14 protein-coding genes and 1 tRNA gene are annotated in these 20,103 nt (G+C 66.2%); 10 read left to right on the top strand and 5 right to left on the bottom strand.

Features of this window, described 5'->3' with window-relative positions:
* The first annotated feature begins 7 nt into the window (after nt 1-7).
* Both fdnG and DSX2_RS14195 read left to right on the top strand, forming a co-directional pair.
* Nucleotides 8-3,025, top strand: a complete 3,018-nt coding sequence (gene fdnG / locus DSX2_RS14200) for a formate dehydrogenase-N subunit alpha (protein ID WP_084486636.1) — start codon at nt 8-10, stop codon at nt 3,023-3,025.
* Between the two features lie 10 nt (nt 3,026-3,035).
* Complete coding sequence (locus DSX2_RS14195; protein ID WP_020881686.1) at nt 3,036-3,755, top strand: 4Fe-4S dicluster domain-containing protein; 720 nt, start codon at nt 3,036-3,038, stop codon at nt 3,753-3,755.
* A 204-nt stretch (nt 3,756-3,959) separates the two neighbouring features.
* Here the strand turns inward: DSX2_RS14195 and DSX2_RS14190 are convergent, their stop codons facing one another.
* The 5 genes from DSX2_RS14190 to DSX2_RS14170 all read right to left on the bottom strand — a co-directional run bounded on the left by DSX2_RS14190 (nt 3,960) and on the right by DSX2_RS14170 (nt 10,453).
* Nucleotides 3,960-4,676 carry a response regulator gene (locus DSX2_RS14190; protein ID WP_020881685.1) on the bottom strand — a complete coding sequence of 239 codons (717 nt, stop codon included), beginning with the start codon at nt 4,674-4,676 and terminating at the stop codon, nt 3,960-3,962.
* 29 nt (nt 4,677-4,705) lie between these two features.
* The gene (locus DSX2_RS14185; RefSeq protein WP_020881684.1) at nt 4,706-6,715 is read right to left on the bottom strand and encodes an ATP-binding protein; all 2,010 of its coding nucleotides are present in this window, start codon (nt 6,713-6,715) and stop codon (nt 4,706-4,708) included.
* Nucleotides 6,712-8,031, bottom strand: a complete 1,320-nt coding sequence (locus DSX2_RS14180; protein ID WP_020881683.1) for an ABC transporter substrate-binding protein — start codon at nt 8,029-8,031, stop codon at nt 6,712-6,714. The genes DSX2_RS14185 and DSX2_RS14180 overlap by 4 nt, the downstream gene beginning before the upstream one ends.
* A gap of 121 nt (nt 8,032-8,152) precedes the next feature.
* Nucleotides 8,153-10,099, bottom strand: a complete 1,947-nt coding sequence (locus tag DSX2_RS14175; RefSeq protein WP_020881682.1) for a SulP family inorganic anion transporter — start codon at nt 10,097-10,099, stop codon at nt 8,153-8,155.
* A gap of 276 nt (nt 10,100-10,375) precedes the next feature.
* A tRNA-Pro gene (locus DSX2_RS14170) sits at nt 10,376-10,453 on the bottom strand.
* 340 nt (nt 10,454-10,793) lie between these two features.
* Between DSX2_RS14170 and DSX2_RS14165 the strand changes: the two genes are divergently transcribed.
* The 8 genes from DSX2_RS14165 (at nt 10,794) to DSX2_RS14130 (ending at nt 20,061) form a co-directional block, all read left to right on the top strand.
* On the top strand, nt 10,794-11,879 hold the full coding sequence (locus DSX2_RS14165; RefSeq protein ID WP_020881681.1) for a chemotaxis response regulator protein-glutamate methylesterase: 1,086 nt from the start codon (nt 10,794-10,796) through the stop codon (nt 11,877-11,879).
* Nucleotides 11,880-11,954: 75 nt separating this feature from the next.
* On the top strand, nt 11,955-13,880 hold the full coding sequence (locus DSX2_RS14160; protein ID WP_020881680.1) for a HEAT repeat domain-containing protein: 1,926 nt from the start codon (nt 11,955-11,957) through the stop codon (nt 13,878-13,880).
* Nucleotides 13,877-14,755: a protein-glutamate O-methyltransferase CheR gene (locus DSX2_RS14155; protein WP_035042830.1), complete on the top strand. Its 879-nt coding sequence runs from the start codon at nt 13,877-13,879 to the stop codon at nt 14,753-14,755. Before DSX2_RS14160 ends, DSX2_RS14155 begins: the two co-directional genes overlap by 4 nt.
* Nucleotides 14,756-15,181 carry a PilZ domain-containing protein gene (locus tag DSX2_RS14150; protein WP_020881678.1) on the top strand — a complete coding sequence of 142 codons (426 nt, stop codon included), beginning with the start codon at nt 14,756-14,758 and terminating at the stop codon, nt 15,179-15,181.
* A 26-nt stretch (nt 15,182-15,207) separates the two neighbouring features.
* Entirely contained in the window at nt 15,208-15,978 is a 771-nt protein-coding gene (locus tag DSX2_RS14145; protein WP_020881677.1) for a ParA family protein, read from the top strand.
* Nucleotides 15,975-16,694 carry a chemotaxis protein CheW gene (locus DSX2_RS14140; RefSeq protein WP_020881676.1) on the top strand — a complete coding sequence of 240 codons (720 nt, stop codon included), beginning with the start codon at nt 15,975-15,977 and terminating at the stop codon, nt 16,692-16,694. Before DSX2_RS14145 ends, DSX2_RS14140 begins: the two co-directional genes overlap by 4 nt.
* Before the next feature lie 12 nt (nt 16,695-16,706).
* Nucleotides 16,707-17,072 (top strand): response regulator, encoded by a 366-nt coding sequence (locus tag DSX2_RS14135; RefSeq protein ID WP_020881675.1) that lies wholly within the window; start codon nt 16,707-16,709, stop codon nt 17,070-17,072.
* A 73-nt stretch (nt 17,073-17,145) separates the two neighbouring features.
* Entirely contained in the window at nt 17,146-20,061 is a 2,916-nt protein-coding gene (locus DSX2_RS14130; RefSeq protein WP_020881674.1) for a chemotaxis protein CheA, read from the top strand.
* Nucleotides 20,062-20,103: the final 42 nt, after the last annotated feature.

The following is a 20,103-nucleotide window of genomic DNA, read 5'->3' as shown; positions in this document are numbered from 1 at the left end:
AATGCTGATGAACGTCTGCAGACGCGACTTCCTCAAGCTCACCGGCATCGCAGCCGCCGGCGCGGCCTTCGGGGGGCTCGGATTCGACCTCTCGCCCACAGCCGCGCGGGCCCAGATGCTCAAGACGCGGTGGGCCAAGGAAACAACTTCCATCTGCTGCTACTGCTCGGTGGGTTGCGGCCTGATCGTGCACACCGCCACGGACGGCACCGGCCGTTCCATCAACGTCGAGGGCGACCCCGACCATCCCATCAACGAAGGTTCCCTGTGCGCCAAGGGCTCGTCCATCTGGCAGTTCGCCGAGAACCAGATGCGCGTGACCTCGCCCATGTACCGCGCGCCGTACTCGGACAAGTGGGAACCCATCTCCTGGGACTTCGCGCTGTACTCCATCGCCAAGCGCATCAAGGAGACCCGCGACGCGACTTTCACCAAGACCAACGCCAAGGGACAGACGGTCAACCGCACCGACGCCATCGCCAGCGTCGGCTCCGCCGCCTTGGACAACGAGGAATGCTGGGCCTACCAGACGTTCCTGCGCGCCCTCGGCCTGGTGTACATAGAACACCAGGCACGTATCTGACACAGCGCTACTGTGGCGGCTCTGGCAGAGTCGTTCGGACGCGGCGCGATGACCAACCACTGGATCGACATCAAGAACTCGGACACTGTCCTGATGATGGGCAGCAACCCGGCCGAGAACCACCCCATCTCCTTCAAGTGGGTGATGCGGGCCAAGGACGCCGGGGCGACGCTGATCCACGTGGATCCCCGGTACACCAGAACTTCCGCCAAATGCGATCTCTACGTGCCTATGCGGTCGGGCGCGGACATCGCCTTCCTCGGCGGCATGATCAAGTACATCCTGGACAAGGGCCTGTGGTTCAAGGAGTACGTGGCGGACTACACCAACGCATCCTTTGTCGTCGGTGAGGCCTACGACTTCAAGGACGGCCTCTTCTCGGGCTTCGATCCCAAGACCGCCAGCTACGACAAGAAGACCTGGGCCTTCAAGCTGGACGCCAACGGCGTGCCGCTCAGGGACCCCACGCTGCAGGATCCCCGCTGCGTGTTCCAGCTCCTGAAGAAGCACTACTCGCGCTACGATCTCGCGAAAGTCTCCAAGATCACCGGCACGCCGGAAAAGGATCTGATGAGCGTCTACGAGACGTACGCGGCCACGGGCAAGGCGGACAAGTCCGGCACCATCATGTACGCCATGGGCTGGACGCAGCACACCACGGGCGTGCAGAACATCCGCTGCATGGCCATGATCCAGCTGCTGCTGGGCAACATCGGCGTGGCCGGCGGCGGCGTCAACGCCCTGCGCGGCGAGTCCAACGTCCAGGGCTCCACCGACCACTGTCTGCTGTTCCACATCATCCCGGGCTACCTGAAGACCCCGCTGGCCTCCCAGGCGACCCTGGCCGACTACGACAAGGCCAACACGCCCGTGACCCACGACCCCGAGAGCGCCAACTGGTGGGGCAACACGCCCAAGTACATCGCCAGCCTGCTCAAGTCGATGTGGCAGGGCGCGGACCTGGACACCGCCTACGACTACCTGCCCAAGCTCGAGACCCTGTCCTCCAAGGAATATTCCTGGCTTGTCATGTTCGACAAGATGCTCAAGGGGCAGTTCAAGGGCTTCTTCGCCTGGGGCCAGAACCCGGCCTGCAGCGGCGCCAACTCCAACAAGACCCGCAAGGCCCTGACCCAGCTCGACTGGATGGTCAACGTGAACCTCTTCGAGAACGAGACCGGTTCGTTCTGGAAGGGGCCGGACATGGATCCCTCGAAGATCAAGACCGAGGTCTTCTTCCTGCCCTGCGCGGCCTCCATCGAGAAGGAAGGTTCCATCACCAACTCCGGCCGCTGGATGCAGTGGCGCTACCGCGGGCCCAAGCCCATGGGCGAGACCCTGCCCGACGGCGAGATCATCCTGCGGCTCATGGACAAGGTCCGCGAGATGTACGCCAAGGACGGCGGGGCCTTCCCCGATCCGATCCTGAACCTGACCTGGAACTACGCCGGCAAGGACGGCGAGTTCGACGCCCATCTGGTGGCCAAGGCCATCAACGGCTACTTCCTGAAGGACGTGACCGTGGGCGACAAGACCTACAAGGCCGGGACCCTGGTGCCGTCCTTCGCGCTCCTGCAGGCCGACGGCTCCACGAGCTCGGGCAACTGGATCTACGCCGCCTCCTACACCGAGGCCGGCAACATGGCGGCCCGCCGCTCCCGCGAGCAGACCCCGATGCAGGCCAAGATCGGCCTCTACCCCGGCTGGTCCTGGGCCTGGCCGGTCAACCGCCGCATCATCTACAACCGCGCCTCGGTCGATCCGAAGGGCCGCCCCTTCGCGCCCGAGAAGCCGGTCATCGAGTGGAACGGCACCAAGTGGGTGGGCGACGTGCCCGACGGCGGCTGGGCGCCCGGCACCAAGCACCCGTTCATCATGCGTCCCAACGGCTTCGGTCAGCTCTTCGGCCCCGGCGCCGCGGACGGACCGTTCCCCGAGTACTACGAGCCGCTCGAGTGCCCGGTCTCCTCGCAGCCTTTCTCCTCGCAGCTGCACAGCCCCACGGCCCTGCAGTTCGGATCGGAGAAGAAGGCCGTGTGCGATCCGCGCTATCCCTTCGTGGGCACCACGTATCGCGTCACCGAGCACTGGCAGACCGGCGTCATGACCCGTCACACCCCGTGGCTGCTCGAGGCCGAGCCGCAGATGTTCTGCGAGATGAGCGAGGAGCTGGCCAAGATGCGGGGCATCAAGAACGGCGACAAGGTCACAGTGGACTGCGAACGCGGCTCGCTGTGGGCCATCGCCATCGTGACCAAGCGTCTGAAGCCCTTCAACGTCGAGGGAACCGTGGTGCATCAGGTCGGCTTCCCGTGGCACTTCGGCTGGATCTTCCCGAAGAACGGCGGCGATTCCGCGAACATCCTGACGCCGTCGGTGGGCGATCCGAACACCGGCATTCCCGAAACCAAGGCCTTCATGGTCAACGTGACGAAGGCCTAGGAGGCACGCCATGGGAAAGAGCTTCTTCATCGATCTGACCCGCTGCACGGCCTGCCGGGGTTGCCAGGTGGCCTGCAAGCAGTGGCACAAGCTGCCTGCGAACGAAACCAAGAACTGGGGCTCCCACCAGAACCCCAGGGACCTCGAATTCAACACCTACAAGCTGGTCCGCTTCCACGAGGTCGAGGCGGGCGGGGGACTGCAGTGGCTGTTCTTCCCGGACCAGTGCCGGCACTGCGTGGAGCCTCCGTGCAAGGCGGTGGCCGACGGCTACGACGAGAACGCCATCCTGAAGGACGAGACCACGGGCGCGGTGCTCTACACCGAGCGCACCAAGGTCCTGACGGACATGGTCCCCGGCGACCTCTGCCCCTACGACATTCCGCGCCGCGACGAGGCCAGCGGAATGTGGAACAAATGCGACATGTGCTATGACCGCGTGCACAACGGGCTCCTGCCCGCCTGCGTCCACACGTGCCCGACCGGCGCCATGAACTTCGGCGACCGTGAGGACATCCTGGCCATGGCGAACAAGAGGCTCGACGAGGTCAAGAAGCGCTATCCGAAAGCTGTGCTGGCCAATCCCGACAGCGTGCGCGTCATCTTCCTCTGCCACTTCGACCCGACGCTCTTCCACAAGTTCGCCGTGGCCGAGGCCGACGTGCCCACTGGACCGCTCTCGCGGCGCAGCCTGTTCGCCAGCCTTTCCGGCTCGCGCAGGCGCGCCTAGGGAACGGCACCCGGACTGCAGGAAACGAGAAACCGGTAAAAAAAGTTCCGGGCCCCCTGCGGGGGGCCCGGAGCCCATGCACCCCGTGCGAGGAATTCGGCCGTCGAAACACGGCTCGATGCCTCCAGGGTCCGAGCCGGAGGGGCCAACCGCCCCCTCCGGCTCATTTTCTTCCGGAATCCGGAGATAAAGAACGCCTGCCGCTCAGGCGGTGAGCGCGGTGCGTGCCTCCTGCTCGTTGCCGTATATCTCGGTCAGCCGGGACAGGCCGACGATGCCGAAGACCGTGCGGAAGTTCTCCGAAAGGCCGGAGATGGCCGTGCGGATTCCCTTGTCGCGGCAGTCCAGGAGCACGCGGGTGAGGATGGCTATGCCCGCGCCGTTGATCGAGGCGTTCTCGGAGAAGTTCAGCAGTATTCCCCCGCCGCTGGCCTGGGCCCGCCTGCATGCGTCCAGCAGGGCGGCCTCGGACTCGGCCGTCACGCTGGCCTTGATCTCGATGGCCGTGACCGCCTCGTCCGTTTTCACCCGGACGTCCTCCTCCTTGTCTTTGGCCAGGCGCAGGCGCTCCTCGGCGCGGTGAAGCGCCGCGTCGAGCTCCTCCTTCTTGATGGGCTTGTTGATGAAGTCCGTGGCGTCCAGATTCAGGGCCTGGATGGCCAGGTCCATGTCCCCGTGGCCGGTGATGACGATGACCTCGACCGCGGGGTTGGCCTGCTTGATGCGCTTCAGCACCTCGATCCCGTCCATGCCCGGCATCTTGATGTCCGTGAGGACCACGGGAGGCGCTTCGCGCGCGAAGAGCTCGAGCCCGTCGGCCCCGTTCTCGGCCAGAAGCACCTCGTGGCCGTACTTCTCGAGAAAGAGTCGGAACATGCCCAAGGTGGGGCGTTCGTCGTCGATGACCAGTATTTTCGCCATGTCTCGCTCCGGGTCTTCTCGGCGTCGGGTCACGTCCGGGTCTTTCCCCGCGCCGCGGCTCTCGGGAAGACGAGCTCGAAGACCGAGCCCCGTCCCGGGCTGCTGTCGATGCGGATCTCGCCGTCGTAGTCCTTGACTATGCCGTACGAGATGGAAAGCCCGAGCCCCATGCCCTGGCCCGTTTCCTTGGTGGTGAAGAAGGGCTCGAAAATCTTTTCGCGCACGGACTCGGGGATGCCCACTCCGGTGTCCGCGATTTGGACCACGACCTCCGCGTCGCGGGCGAAGGTGCGCAGGAGGATGCGGTGGCCGTCCTTCGGCGGCTGCCCGCTCTTGATGATCGCGTCGCGGGCGTTGGTCACGAGGTTGAAGAGGACCTGCTGGATGCGGTTGTCGTGGGCCATGACCGGCGGCAGGTCGTCCGCCAGGTCGAACGAGGTCTCGATGCCCGCGAGCGAGAGCTGGTGCCCCACGATCTTCAGCACACCGCGCACGGAGTCGTTCAGGCAGAGCTCCTCGCGGATCATGTCCGCCTTGCGGCCGAAGGCGCGCAGGGTGTTGATGATGTCCGTGGCCCGGTCGACCTGCTGGCTGATCTCGTCCGAGATGGGCTTTATCTGCGCGGGCGAGAGCGCCTGCGCCTCCCCGGCCAGAAGTCCCAGGAAGTCCGAGCCCATGCGGATGGCGTTCAGCGGCTGGTTCAGCTCGTGGGCGATGCCCGCGGACATCTCGCCCAGCGTCTTCATCTTGCTCGCCTGGATGAGCTGGGCGTCCTTCTCGATCATCTCGGTCACGTCGGCCGAGGCGATGATGTAGGCCTGCCGGTTCTTGTAGCTGATGGGGCAGGCGTGCAGGTTCACGTAGATGGGCAGCCCGTCCTTGCGGTAGTGGATGAGCTTCGTGCAGTAGACGCAGCCGCTCTCGCGCCCGCCGGGCAGCTCGAAGCGCGCGAGGCACTGCGAGGAGAAGTCCGGGTCGAGCGCGGTGTACGGCACTCCCGCAAGCTCGGCGCGCGTGTAGCCGTAGACCTCCTCGGCGCGCGGGTTGGCGTCCAGGATGGCGTAACTCTCCGCATCCACGACCACGATGGGGTCCGGACCGGAGACGAAGAGCGAGCGGTACTTTTCCTCGGACTCGCGCAGACGGCGGCGGTAGAGCTTGATGCTCCAGACCATGTTGCGGAACGAGCTCGCGAGCTGCTGCACCTCGTCTCCCGAGGCCTTGGTGTAGAAGCGGCACAAACGGCAGGTGCGCAGGTTGGAGCCGTCCTCTCCCGCCGCCTCCTCGCTCTCGCGCGTCTGGTCGAAGTGCCAGCAGGGCAGGTCCGTGTCCAGGTAGGCCGGGCAGTCCTGGGGCGACCAGTCGCCCCCCACGCCGTCGAGGTTCACCGAGATGTCGAAGTTGCCGCGCGAGAGCTCGTCCGAGATGCGCGTCAGCTTGGTGATGGGCATGGTGATGTAGTTCGCGATGCGCAGCGAGATGAAGAAGAGCACCACGATGACCAGGGAGATGAAGCCGAGGAAGGTGATGCGCAGCTTGCCCACGAGGTTGTCGATGTGCCGCTTGTTGAGCCCCACGTGGGTCGAGCCGATGGTGTAGATGCCCTCGGTGATGGGCACGGAGATGTCGTAGACAGGCTGCCCGAGCACGGTGATCTCGCGCACGGCGTGCGTCTCGCCCGGGGCCGGGGCGGCGCCGCTCAGGTCGTCGGGGAACGGACGCGTGAAAGTGTGGGCCAGGACGCGGCCGTCCTGGTCGGTGATGAAGATGTAGGAGACGAGGTCCCTGCGCTCGCCCAGGTACGCGGAGTCGAAGACCAGGCTCACGAGTCCCGCGGTGTCGTTGTCCAGGATCTGGCTGCGCGCCCGCTCCGCGAGGCTCTGGGCGATGGCCGTGCCGCGGTGCAGGAGCTCCGTGGTCAGGCTCGAGACGAGGATGCCGCGGGCGAGCAGGGCGATGATGCCCGAGACCAGCAGGATGAAGGCCAGCGTGGTGAAGAATATCTTGCGCGACAGGCTGAGCGCGCTGACGGATCTCATTGTCCGTCCTTTCCGGCCCGCGCGGGGGGCGTGCCCTGGGCCGGAGGAACCCTGTCGGCGGGCTTCGCGGCCTTGCCGGACTTCTCCGCCAGGATGCGCCGCACCTCGTCCCAGTTCTCGATGAGCCGGAAGTCGCCGTGCGTGAGGCGCGTGAAGTAGACCTGGTCGAGCCCCTGGTGGTCCGTGGGGCTGAAGGAGACGGAGAGCGACTCGGCGAGCGGGAAGTCCTCCATGCTCTCGATGGCCTTGAGGAATCCCTCGCGCGTCAGGTCGCGGCCCGCGCGGCGCAGCCCCTCCACCAGGACCTGCGCGTTGAAGTAGCCCTCCTGGCCGATGAAGTTGGGCTTGTCCGCCGGGTAGTACCGGGCCAGCAGTGCGGCGTAGCCGGGGTCGTGCGGGCCGCCCTGCGGCGGCCGGACCTGGGCGGGCGGCGGCACCACCTGGGAGAGGATGACCAGGGAGTCCCCGTCGCGCGGCAGGCGGCGGCCGAGCTCCTCGCCGCCCACGAAGGAGACGGTGTAGAAGAGCGGATCGAAGCCGTGCTTCCTGGCCTCCTGGATGAAGACCGCGCAGGGGTCGTAGGTGCCGATCATGACCACGGCCTGGGCGCCAGAGCGCATGATCTTGTCGAGTCCGTCCTCGATGTTCAGGGTGCCCCGGATGTAGGAGCCCCGCGCCACCGGGGCCAGGCCGTACTTCTTGAGGGCCAGCTCCGTGCCGGTCAGGCCGTCGAAGCCGTAGGCGTCGTACTGGTAGAAGACCGCGATGCGCGAGAGGCCGAGGTCCTCGACCATGTGCTTCACCGCGGCCGCGGTCTCCTGGTAGTAGGAGGCGCGCACGTTCACGACCAGAGGATTGAACGGCACGCGCAGGGCGTTGGCGCCCGTGAAGGTGCCCACGAGCGGGATCTTCGCCTGCTCGATGAGGGGCAGGACCTTGAGCGTGGTCGGCGTGCCCACGTAGCAGAACAGGGAGAAGACGTCGTCGCTGACGATGAGGCGCTGCGTGTTCACCAGGCAGCGCGTGGGGTCGTAGGCGTCATCGTAGGCCACCACGCGGATGGTGCGGCCGTGCACGCCGCCGTGCTCGTTGACGTAGTCGATGTAGCTGAGCGCGCCCCGCAGCGTCTGGATGCCCAGGTACTCGGCGTGGCCGGAAAGGGCCAGGGAGGAGCCGATGCGGATCTCGTGCTTGCTCACGCCGGGAACGCGCTGCGGGTGCGCCGGAACCGGCGGGCCTGAGCCGCAGGCCGCCAGGACGAGCAGGGAGAGGGCGAGCATCGCCGCGGCGAGCAGACGCAGAAGACGTGCCGGCATGGGGACCTCGGGCCACGGGTTCGCGGTTCCGCCCTGCCGCGGCGCGCGGACATGGGAACCTTCCGGATTTCGTGGTCCCAGTCTATCAGAAGGCGCTCAAGGGTCAAGAAAGCCGGATGGATCAAGGTTCGGCGGGGTCCGGCGGCGGAGCTGCGACCGCCTCCTCCCGGTCCGCCTCGGAGGAGGCGGTCGTGTCCTGTCCCGCCGTTGCCGGGCGACGCAGGGGCAGGGAGCAGACCAGGGTGCCCGCGGAGGTGCGCGCGGCGCGCATCATGCGGCATTCGCCGCCGGTGTCCTCCTTGCAGCGGGCGCAGACGGAGTTTTTGAGGCATTTGTCGTAGGCCAGCTCCAGGGCCTGGGAGAGGTCCTGGACCATGTACTCGCGCCCGAGCTTGGCGAGCAGCCCCGAGTTGCGGAAGACCTCGCGCACGCCGGGCTTGGCCCCGGAGAGGATGAGGACCACGCCGCGCTTGCGGCAGCGGTTCAGGAAGGACTCGAAGGCGTGCACCCCCGTGGCGTCCAGGCTGTGCACGTGGCGCAGGTGCAGGATGACGACGCGGTGGCCGAAGTCCTCGTACTCGTAGAGGCGCTGCTCGAGTTCGTCCACGGCGCCGAAGAAGAGCGCACCCTCGATCTGGTAGACCGAGAGATAGGGGCAGCAGGGGCCGATGGGCAGGTAGGCCAGCTCCGGGCTCTCGCAGGTGTCCAGGCGGCTGACTTGGGGGTGCGAGACCTTGCGCAGGAACAGGGCGATGGAGAGGAGCACGCCGATGAAGACCGCCTTCTCCAGGTCCAGCACCAGGGTCGAGGCGACGGTCGCGAGGAGCACGGCGCGGTCCGCGCGTGTGGAGCGCATGACCTGCAGGATGCCGGGCTTGTCTATCATGCCCCAGGCGATGACCAGGAGGATGCCCGCGAGCACCGGCACCGGGATGTAGCTGGCGTAGGGGGCCAGGAGGAGCAGGAAGACCAGGCTCATGAGCCCGGCGAAGACCCCGGAGAAGCGCGTCCTGCCGCCGGCCAGGAAGTTGACGGCCGTGCGCGTGAACGAGCCGCTGCCCGGGATGCCGGAGAAGAATCCGGCCGCGATGTTGGACAGCCCCTGGCCGAGGATCTCCTGGCTGCCGTCCATCCGCTCGCCCCGGGCCACGGCCAGGGTCTTGGCGATGGACAGGGCCTCGACCATGCTGAGCAGTGCGATGGCCAGGGAGGGCATGAACAGGGCCTGCATGGATTCGTAGTTCGGCGCCGGGGGCAGCGAGAGCGGCGGCAGCCCGCGCGGGATGTCGCCGATGAGGCGCACGCCCTTGCTCTCGAGGTCCAGGGCCCAGGCGAGCACGGCGCTTATGGTCACGGCCAGGAAGGGGCCGGGCAGGCGGCGGTTCAGGCGCGGTATGAGGAACGTGGCCGCGATGGCGAAGAGGCCGATGCCGAGCGACCAGGGGTTCGTTTCCGGGACGTGTTCCGCCGTGCGGGCCATGAGCACGGCGAACTCCGGGGAGTGGGGAACGGAGAGCCCGAGCAGGTTCTTGATCTGACCGCCCGCGATGAGCACGCCCGCGCCTGCCGTGAAGCCCACGATCACCGAATGCGAGATGAAGCGCACGGATTCGCCCACCCCGGCCAGGCCCATGATCAGCTGGATGATGCCCGCCATGATGGCGATGCCGAAGAGGTAGGGCATCTTCTGCGCCTCGGGCAGCACGGAGATGGCGAGCCCGCCGATGGTCGCCGCGGTCATGGACGAGGCGATGAGCATGGAGATGGCGTTGGCCGGGCCGCTGATGAGGTAGCGTGAGGAGCCCCACAGGGAGGCGATCATGGCCGGGATGGTCGCGGCGTAGAGGCCGTATTTCGGGTTCACGCCCGCGATGATGGCGTAGGCCATGCACTGCGGCAGTCCGACCACGGTCACGGTCAGGGCGGCCATGAGGTCGGCGCGGAACTTCGCGCCCGTGTAGCCGCGCACCTCCGGGCAGAAGGGCAGGGCCATGCGCAGGGCACGGGATTTCAGGCTTTCGCAGGCGACCTCGTCGTGCTGGGTCTCGTCGCCGCCTGTGCTGGACATGGGCGATCCTCCGGGCGCACCTGAAGTGCGAGGGGGTTGTCGAACGTTCGCATGATGCGCCGAATCCCGGTCCGTGTCCAGGGGGTTGGTGGAAAAAGGCGAGGAGAACGCCCGGGCGGCGGGGGCTTCGGGCGGCCCTTGCCGTGTACCCCGCGTGGGTATGAGGGGCGGGGGCGGTGGCGCAGCTCCTTTCACGGGCCTTGCCGGAAATCTCCGGCGTTGGCGCTCGGCAACGAAAAAGGGCTTGCGGTTTTCACCGCAAGCCCTCGGTATCTCTGGTCGGGATGGCGCGATTTGAACGCGCGGTCTCCGCGTCCCGAACGCGGCGCTCTAGCCAGGCTGAGCCACATCCCGTGTGAGGGAGAAGTAACTATGCGTTTCGGGAGGTTTTGGCAAGGACAATTCTCGACTTTTTCGCGATCGGGCGAAAAGCCGCGCCGCACGGGGAAAAGCGCGGTTGAATGGCCCGGGGCTTTGCTGTTATGATGGGCACGACGGGAGAGGGGGAACGATCGGCGGATCGGCCGTGGGGGGCAGTGCCGCCGGGTGACGTGCGACGTCTCCGAGGGTGATATTTTCCTCATCCCTGCGCCTTTGCGTTTGTCTTTTCAGTGGATGTGGTTCACACTTCGCGGTGTCGGCGGGATTGGGCCAAGGCCCCTCGCCGCACCGGATACTCGAATGGAGACACAGCGTGATCACGGTTGTCGTTGTCGATGATTCCGCCTTCATGCGCAAGGCCATCAGCGCCATGCTGGAGAAGGACCCCGAGATCAAGGTCGCGGACACGGCCCGGAACGGGGAAGAGGGCCTTGAGAAGATCCGTCGGCTGCAGCCGGACGTGGTGACCCTGGACATAGAGATGCCCGTGATGGACGGGCTCACGACGTTGCGCCACATCATGATGGAGATGCCGCGGCCCGTGCTCATGGTCAGCTCCCTGACCACCGAGGGCGCGGAGGCCACGCTCAAGGCCCTGGAACTCGGGGCCGTGGATTTCATCCCCAAGCAGCTCTCCAAGGTCTCGCTCGACATCGTGAAGATCGAGGAACAGCTGCGCGCCAAGGTCAAGTACGTGGCCAGGCGCAGGCTGCGCGCGCCTCGTCCGGTGCACGTTCCGCCAAGGCCCGCGGCCGGTGGCGCCGCCCCTGCCCCCGAACGTCACGAGCCGCCTCGGCGCGAGCTGGTCAAGCCCGCGGGCGCGCCTTTGCGCGACGTGGTGGCCATCGGCGTCTCCACGGGCGGGCCGCCGGCGGTGCAGAAGGTTCTTTCCGGGCTGCCCCAGGATTTCCCGTCGGCCATTCTCATCGCCCAGCACATGCCGGCGGCCTTCACCGGCCCCTTCGCCAAGCGGCTGGACTCCATCTGCCGCATTTCGGTCAAGGAGGCGGAGGACGGCGAGCGGCTCGTGCCCGGCACGGCCTACGTGGCGCCCGGCGGGCGCCACCTGCGCATCGCGCAGAAGACCAGCCGCATCGACGTGGTCGTCTCGCCCGATCCGGTGGAGGCGCTCTACAAGCCCTCGGCCAACGAACTGATCCGCTCCGTGGCGGAAGGCGTGGGCAAGCGCGGGCTCGGCGTGATCATGACCGGGATGGGCAGCGACGGACTCGAGGGAGTGAGGGCTCTCAAAGAGAAAGGGGGGAGGGCGATCGCCCAGAACGACGTCTCGTGCGTCGTCTACGGCATGCCCAAGGCCATCGTCGACGCCGGACTGGCGGACGAGGTGGTCGACATTGACGAGATGGCGGAGACCATCCTGTCGAATATCTACAAATGACGCAGGCGCGATGCGCGCGTGACCGCCTTGAGCCACGCTCGCGCTTTTGCGCGCACCGCTTGCGGGGTGGATGCGATGACGCTTTGTCCTGAAGTGCTCGAACAACTGGGCAGCGATGACGCCGAGGTCCTGCGCGAGGCGGCCTACAAGGCGGGCGAGGCCGGCTGCGAGAGTGCCGTGCCGCGCTTGGCCGAGCTCCTGACGAGCCGCAATTTGGGCGTGCAGGAGGCTGCGGAGGCGGCCCTGCGCCAGATCGGAGGATCGGTCACCGTGCAGAGCATGGTGCCCCTGCTGCACTCCGAGGACGTTCCCGTCCGCAACCTGGCCATGGACATCCTGCGCCAGATCGGCAACCAGGATTTCAGGAGCCTGGTCGACATCCTGCACGACGACGACCCGGACATCCGCATCTTCGCCACGGACATTCTCGGCTCGACCGCCAACGTCCTCGCCGTGGGGCCGCTGTGCGAGAGCCTGCTCAAGGACCCCGAGGTCAACGTCCGCTATCAGGCCGCCGTCTCGCTCGGCGAGCTGGCCATGCCCGAGGCCGCGCGCTGCCTGAACAAGGCGCTGGGGGACGAGGAGTGGGTCCAGTTCGCGGTCATCGAGGCGCTCTCCAAGATCAAGGACGACAGCAGTGTGGACGCGCTGGTCAAGGCCCTGGACACGGCCACCGACCTCATCGCCTCCATGATCGTCGAGGCGCTGGGCGAGATGGGCAACATCAAGGCCGCGACCATGCTCCTGCGCCGCCTGGACGAGAGTTCGAGCGCGCTGCGCAACAAGATCGTGCGCTCCATCGTCAACATCCTGGGCGGCAAGTCCCTGGCCCTGCTCTCGGAGACCGAGCGCGGCAAGCTCTGCGAATACCTGATCGCCGCCCTGCACGACGAGGACGGGGACATCCAGGACGCCGCGATCCTCGGGCTCGGCTACGTGGGCGGCGTCGAGGCCTCTGCCGAGGTGCTCGACCTCGCCGCGCGCATGAATTTCGACTCCGAGCCGGAGCGTGTGGAGCAGGCCGTGGCCACGCTCTCCCGCATCGGCCTGAACGACGCGCTCGTCTTCGCCCTCTCCGGCGACGACCTGCAGCGGGCGCTGATCGCCGTGGAGAGCATGGCCCGCATAGGCAACGGCGAGGTCAGCCGCATCCTGCGCGAGGTCTTCTGGTCCACCGAGCGGGACCTGCAGCGCGAGATCGTGCAGGCCCTCCTGCGCGTGGCGGGCGAGGAGGCCGGGCCGTTCTTCCTGGACGTGCTCACGCGCCACGAGGACGGCACGGTGCTCAAGGGCGCCATGAAGTTCCTCGGCTCCACGCTCAGGATGGCCGAGGCGGGGGAGACGATCTTCGGCTTCATCGACCACCCGTACAACGACGTCAAGGAAGCCGCGCTCGAGGCCTGCATCGCCCTGGACGGCGAGGAGATGGCCGAGCGCTTCGGCAGGCTCTTCAACGACCCCGATCCCATCCACCGCCTGATGGCGGCCTACGTCATCGGCAAGACCGGGCGCAGGAACCATCTCGACAAGCTGCGCGGCGCCCTCGAGGACGAGATCCCGGACATCCGCAAGGTTGCCGTGGAGGCCATCGCCGAGGTCTGCGGCTTCGAGGAGGAGTGCAGGCCGAGCATCGTGAGCCGCCTGTCCGACGAGAACAGCGACGTGCGCCTGGCCGTGGTGGAACTGCTCGGCCGTTTCGAGGGACCCGAGGCTGCTGAACAGCTCCTGCGCGCCCTTGAGGACGACAACGACTGGGTGCGCATCCGGGCCATGGAGGCCCTGGCCGCGCGCCGCGAGCGCGCCGCCATCGCCCGGCTCGTGCCCCTTCTGCAGAGCGACAACAAGCTCGTGGTGCTCAAGGTCGTGGAATGCCTGGGCGAGATAGGAGGGCAGGCCGCCTTCAGGGCGCTGCTCGACGTCTCGAGCGAGGGCGATCCCGAAGTCATGGACGCGGCCGCGGAATCGGTGGCCAAGATCCAGTCCCTGGGCGAGGATCTCTGATGTCGTTGTTCTCCAAGTCCATCACCCTCGGCAAGGAGCTTCGCATCGAAGCCGAGGAGTTCACCCAGCTTCGGGACTACATCTACGACAAGAGCGGCATCTACATCGCCGACAACCGCAAGTACCTGCTCGAGAACCGGCTGGCCAACCGCCTGAAGAACCTGAACCTCAAGAACTTCGGAGAGTACTACTACTATCTGCAGTACGACCCGGGACGGCAGCAGGAGCTGAACAAGCTCTTCGAGGCTGTGACCACCAACGAGACGAGCTTCTACCGCAATCCTCCCCAGATAAAGGTCTTCCAGGAGAAGGTCCTGACCGACCTCCTGGCCTCCATCGCCGCCAAGGGGCCCAAGGTGCTGCGCATCTGGTCCGCGGGGTGCTCCACCGGCGAGGAGCCCTATACGCTCGGGATCATCCTGCACGAGGTCCTGAAAGGCGAGATCGGGCAGTGGAACATCCGCATCACGGCCAACGACCTCTCGGAGGCGGTGCTCCTCTCGGCCAGGCGCGGGGTCTACACGGAGTATTCCCTGCGCACCACGCCGCGCGAGATCGTGTCCAGGTACTTCACCCCGGAGGGGGGGAAGTTCAAGATCGTGCCCGAGGTCAAGCAGCTGGTCAGCTTCGGGCAGATCAACCTGAGCGACAAGACCCAGTGCAAGCGGCTCGAGCGCTCGCACGCCGTCTTCTGCCGCAACGTCATCATCTACTTCGACGACGACGTGAAGAAGCGGGTCATGGGTTCGTTTTACGACAATCTGCTCCCGGGCGGATACCTGCTCATCGGCCACTCGGAGTCGCTGCACAACATCACGCGCGCCTTCAAGCCGATCCACCATCCCGGGGCGATCATCTACCGAAAGGAGACCTGAATGACCTCATCCTCGGACCGCAGACAGTATCAGCGCCTGCCCAAGAACTTCCGGGTCGAGGTGCGCGAGTTCAAGTTCCCCCTGGTCCAGCAGAAGCCGCACGAGGTCTGCTGCACGGACATCAGCGAGGGCGGGCTGCGCGTGGAGTGCCCGGACCGCTTCGAGGTCGGGGACAAGGTCACGGTCAAAATCTTCATTCCGAGCCTGAACAAGTTCCATCCCGGCTTCCTCAAGGTCTTCGAGAGCGACGCAGGACAGTACCTGCAGGCCATCGCCGAGATCATGTGGGTTGAGGAGCGGGGCGGAGAGCCCGGCTACGCGCTCGGCATCCGCTTCCTGGACGTGGACCACAACGACTGGAAGGCGCTCGGCAACCTGATCCGCAAGTTCCTGCGCGAGCAGGAGGAAAACGGAGACAGGCCCTAGGCGGCCGGGGGAGGGGACGAATCGACGTGACGGCCAAGGTCGTGGCGATAGCCAACCAGAAGGGCGGGGTGGGCAAGACCACAACCGCGCTCACGCTCGGGGCGGCGCTCTCGCGCCTTTCGCAACGCGTCCTGATCATGGACATGGACCCGCACGCCAACGCCTCCATCCACATGGCCTTCTTTCCGGAGGAGACGCCGCACACGCTCTACGACCTCTTCGCCGAGAAAGAGCACGACCCGGCGATCTGGGAACGGATCATCGTCCGCCATCCGGAGAGCGAGCGCGACTTCGTGACCGGGCACATCCGCCTCTCAGAGCTCGAGGTGGACACCAAGGACAGGCCCAACAAGGGGCTCATCCTGCGCGAGGCGCTGAAGGACGTGAGCGGGCGCTACGACTACATCCTGCTGGACTGCCCGCCGCACGTGGGCGTCCTGCTGGTCAACGCGCTCGTGGCCTGCGACCTGCTGATCATCCCGGTGCAGACGGATTTTCTGGCCTTGCACGGACTGCGGCTCATCTTCGACACGGTGCGCATGATCAACCGGGTCATGCCCGAGCCGGTCCGCTTCAAGGCCCTGGCGACGATGTACGACAGGCGGGCCAGCGCCTGTCGGAGGGTGCTGAACCTCATCAGAAAGAAGCTTCAGGGGAACATGTTCAACACCGTCATCAATACGGACACCAAGTTCCGCGAGGCCTCGGCGCAGGGCAAGGTCATCTACGACATCGACCCGCAGTCGCGCGGAGCCACGGAATACACTCTACTGGCCAAGGAAATCATGCAGTTATGAAGACACCGGAAGAATATTTCCAGGAGAACGTCCGCCTGCCCGAGGAAAGCGCGGGGCAGGGCGAGCCCACTCCGGCCGAGAAGGCCTTCATGGAGAAGTACATGGGCATGGGCGGGGCGTCCGCACTCTCCGAGGTGCGCCGCTACGACCCCTCGGAAAAGGACAGCCTGCCCGGCTTCGCCAAGGCCCCGTCCGCCGCTCCGCAGGCCGCGCCCGACGGCGCACAGGCGGGCGGGTCCGCCCCGGCCGCCCCGGAACTCGAGCTCGACGAACAGCTCCGGCGCGAGGCCGACCTGCAGCTCGTCAGCTTCCTCGTTGACGAGCAGGAATTCGCCGTCCCCATCATCACCATCCAGGAGGTCATCCGCGCCGTGGCGCCCACGAGGCTCCCCAAGGCGCCGATGTTCGTGGAGGGCGTGATCAACCTTCGCGGCCGCGTCACTCCGCTCATCTCAATGCGCTCCATCATGGGGATGGCCGGTGACATTTCGGGCGATCGCTTCATCATCGTCTGCAACTACAAGGGATTGCAGGTGGGCATGATCGTCACCTCCGTGGTCACCATGTACCGGGCGCAGCAGAAGGACATCGAGTGGAGCATCGAGGCCAGCATCGGCATCAGGGCGGACTTCCTGGCCGGCCTGATGAAGAAGGACGAACGTCTGATCAACATCATCTCCGTCGACCGTCTGGTCACGCGGTTGCTTGCCAAATAAGGAGGGGACCACATGTCCAAGAACATCCTGATCGTGGACGATTCCAAGACGGTCAGAAATCTTGTGGCCTTCATCATGAAGAAGGAAGGCTTCAAGGTGACCACGGCCGAGGACGGCCTGGACGGGCTGGAGAAGCTTTATTCCAATGCCTACGATCTGATCATCTCCGACGTGAACATGCCGCGCATGGACGGCTTCACCTTCATCAAGACCGTGCGCGAGCAGGAAACATACAGGGACATCCCCATCATCGTGCTCTCCACCGAGGGCCAGGAGAAGGACATCCAGATGGGGCTCAATCTCGGCGCCAACCTGTACATGGTGAAGCCCGCCCAACCCGAGAAGATGGTCAAGAACGTCAAGATGCTGCTGGGATAGGCTCGCAACACGGAGTTGCCTTTACAGGCGATCCGGGTAATGTCGATCCAGGGCAAACGAGCAGGGAGATGCAATGAGTCAGGACTTCATGGATCCTGAAATTTTCGCCGACTTCATCGTCGAGGCCAAGGAACATCTGGAGACCATCGAGCCGACGCTTATCGAGCTCGAGAAGGCGCCGGACAACCTCGGCCTGTTGAACGACATCTTCCGCCCCATGCACTCCCTCAAGGGCGCGTCGGGCTTCCTCGGTCTGAACAAGATCAACGGACTGGCCCACAAGGCGGAGAACATCCTCGACGAGTTGCGCAACGCCAACCTCTCCGTGACCACGGAGATCATGGACGTCATCCTCTCGGCCACGGACGCCCTGAGGACCATGATCGACAGCCTCGACGCCACGGGCGCCGAGGGCGACACGGACGTGAAGCCCATCGTTGCGCATATCGAGGCGCTTCTGGCCGGAGGCGGCACCACCGCTCAGGCCGCCGCCCCTGCCGCGCCCGCCCCCGAGGAGACTGCGACCGAGGCGCCTGCTCTCGCAGAAGAGGGTGCCGCTCCGTCCGCCGCGTCTTCGGCGGCGCAGTCCGCCGCCGGTGCGGCCGACGTCCGGCTGCCCGCGCTGCCGCCCTTCGAGTCCGAGACCTACAAGCTCACGGTCATCGGCGAGGGGCACCTGGCCGACTTTCTGGAAGAGGCCCGCGAGATCGTGGAGAACCTCAACTCCGCCCTGGTGGAGCTGGAGAAGGACCCCGAAGGCGGAGGCGAACTCGTCAACGACGTCTTCCGTTATTTCCACAACCTCAAGGGCAACAGCGGGATCATCGGCTACAAGGAGCTGAACGGCCTGACGCACGAGGCCGAGACGCTGCTCAACAAAGTCCGCAAGGGAGAGCTGACCCCGTCGCAGCCCATGATCGACCTGCTCCTGGCTGCGGTGGACGCCATCGACGAGCTCATCTCCGCCATCGACGCCAAGAAGGCCGAGGTCACCACGCACGACACCCGCCGCGTGCAGCTGCGCCTGCAGGCCGCCTCCGAGCACGGCGTGTTCGTGACCGACGAGGCCACGGCGCAGGGGGAGGACGAGGGCGGCGCCCCGGTGCTCCCCGTGGCCGAAACCGCGCCCGTTCCCGAGGCGGAGATGCCGCTCGGCGCAGCCGCCGAGGGATTCGATCCCGAGGACGTGCAGATCTTCGTGCAGGCCAACCTGCAGCAGATCGACAACATCGCCCTGGCGCTTTCGACCCTGCGCAAGGACAGCGACAACAAGGACTACGTGGACGGGCTCTTCCGCTGCCTGGTCACGGTGCAGAACTCCGCGGGCTACATGGGCTTCGAGGAGATCAACGTCACGGCCGAGCGCACGGCCGGGCTCGTGGATCAGGCGCGCAAGTCGGACCTGGACTTCTCGCTCATGCTCGACATCCTCGACCAGGAGTGCTCGATCCTCGAGGACATGGTGCGGGCGAAGATCAAGGACCTGACCGGCCATGAGGCCATGACCCCGAACGAGGCGGCCGAAGCTCAAGCGGCCGCTCCGGCCGCTGCGCCCGCACCCGAGGCTGCGCCTGCCGCACCCGCACCCGAAAAGAAGGCCGAGCTCAAGGAAAAGGCAGCGGCCAAGTCCGCGCCCGCGCAGGACAAGGCCGAGGCTCCGGCTCCCAAGCCTGCCGTCCAGGCAGCCGCCCCCGCCGCCGCAGCCGCCCCCAAGGCCGCCCCCAAACCGGCTGCCAAGTCCGCGTCCGACGAGCAGGCCCAGGCCAAGGCGGCCGCGGCGGCCAAATCTTCCTCCACCATCCGCGTGGACCACGAGAAGCTCGACCATCTGATGAACCTCATCGGCGAGCTGATCATCAACCGCAACCGCTTCGCCATGCTCGCCCGCTCCCTCGAGGAAGGGCACATGGACGCCCAGGAGATCGCCCAGAACCTCATCGAGACCACGGATGCCATGAACCGCATCTCCGACGACCTGCAGGACACCATCATGAACGTCCGCATGGTCCCGGTGGGCACGGTCTTCTCGCGCTTCCCCCGCCTGGTGCGCGACATCTCGCGCAAGACCGGCAAGAACGTGGAACTGATCATGGAGGGCGAGGACACCGAGCTCGACAAGAGCGTGGTCGAGGTCATCGGCGACCCCCTCGTGCACATGATCCGCAACTCCATGGACCACGGCGTGGAGGGCGAGGAGGAGCGCAGGGCCGCGGGCAAGGAGCCGGTCGGCCACGTCTACCTGCGCGCCTATCACAAGGGCAACTCCGTGGCCATCGAGGTCGAGGACGACGGCCGCGGCATCGATCCCCAGAAGATGCGCCAGGTGGCCATCCGCAAGGGCGTGATCACCTCGGAGCAGGCTGCGGCCATGGACGATCGCGAGGCCATGGAGCTCATCTTCGCTCCCGGCTTCTCCTCGGCCGAGCAGGTCACGGACATCTCCGGACGCGGCGTGGGCATGGACGTGGTCCGCTCCAACATCAAGAACCTCAAGGGCAACGTCGCGGTCAGCTCCGAGGTGGGCAAGGGCACCAAGATCGCCCTCTCCCTCCCGCTCACCCTGGCCATCATCGACGCCCTCATGGTCAAGGTCGGCCCCCAGACCTTCGCCATCCCCCTCGACGCGGTCTCCGAGACCACCAAGATCGAGGCGCGCCGTCTGACCGACGTGAACAAGCGCAAGGCGCTGGAGCTTCGCGGCGAGGTCATCGGCGTGGTCGAGCTCTCCGAGATGCTTGGACTCGACAACCGCCCGGAGAAGCTCGACATCCTGCCCATGGTCATCATCCAGGACAACGAGCGCCGTCTCGGCGTGGTCGTGGACAAGCTCCTCGAGCGTCAGGAGATCGTCATCAAGCCGCTCGGAACCTATCTCTCGGACTTCGAGCTGCCCGGCATCTCCGGTGCCACCATCATGGGCGACGGCTCGGTGGTGCTGATCCTCGATCCGCACGAGGTCTACGGCCTGGCCGCCCAGACTGCACGCTAGATCGGCCGCTCACGGTACGAGGCCGCCACTGAAAAAGGCCCG

Source organism: Desulfovibrio sp. X2 (assembly GCF_000422205.1).
GTDB lineage: Bacteria > Desulfobacterota > Desulfovibrionia > Desulfovibrionales > Desulfovibrionaceae > Alkalidesulfovibrio.
This window is presented reverse-complemented; position numbering and strand designations above follow the sequence as displayed.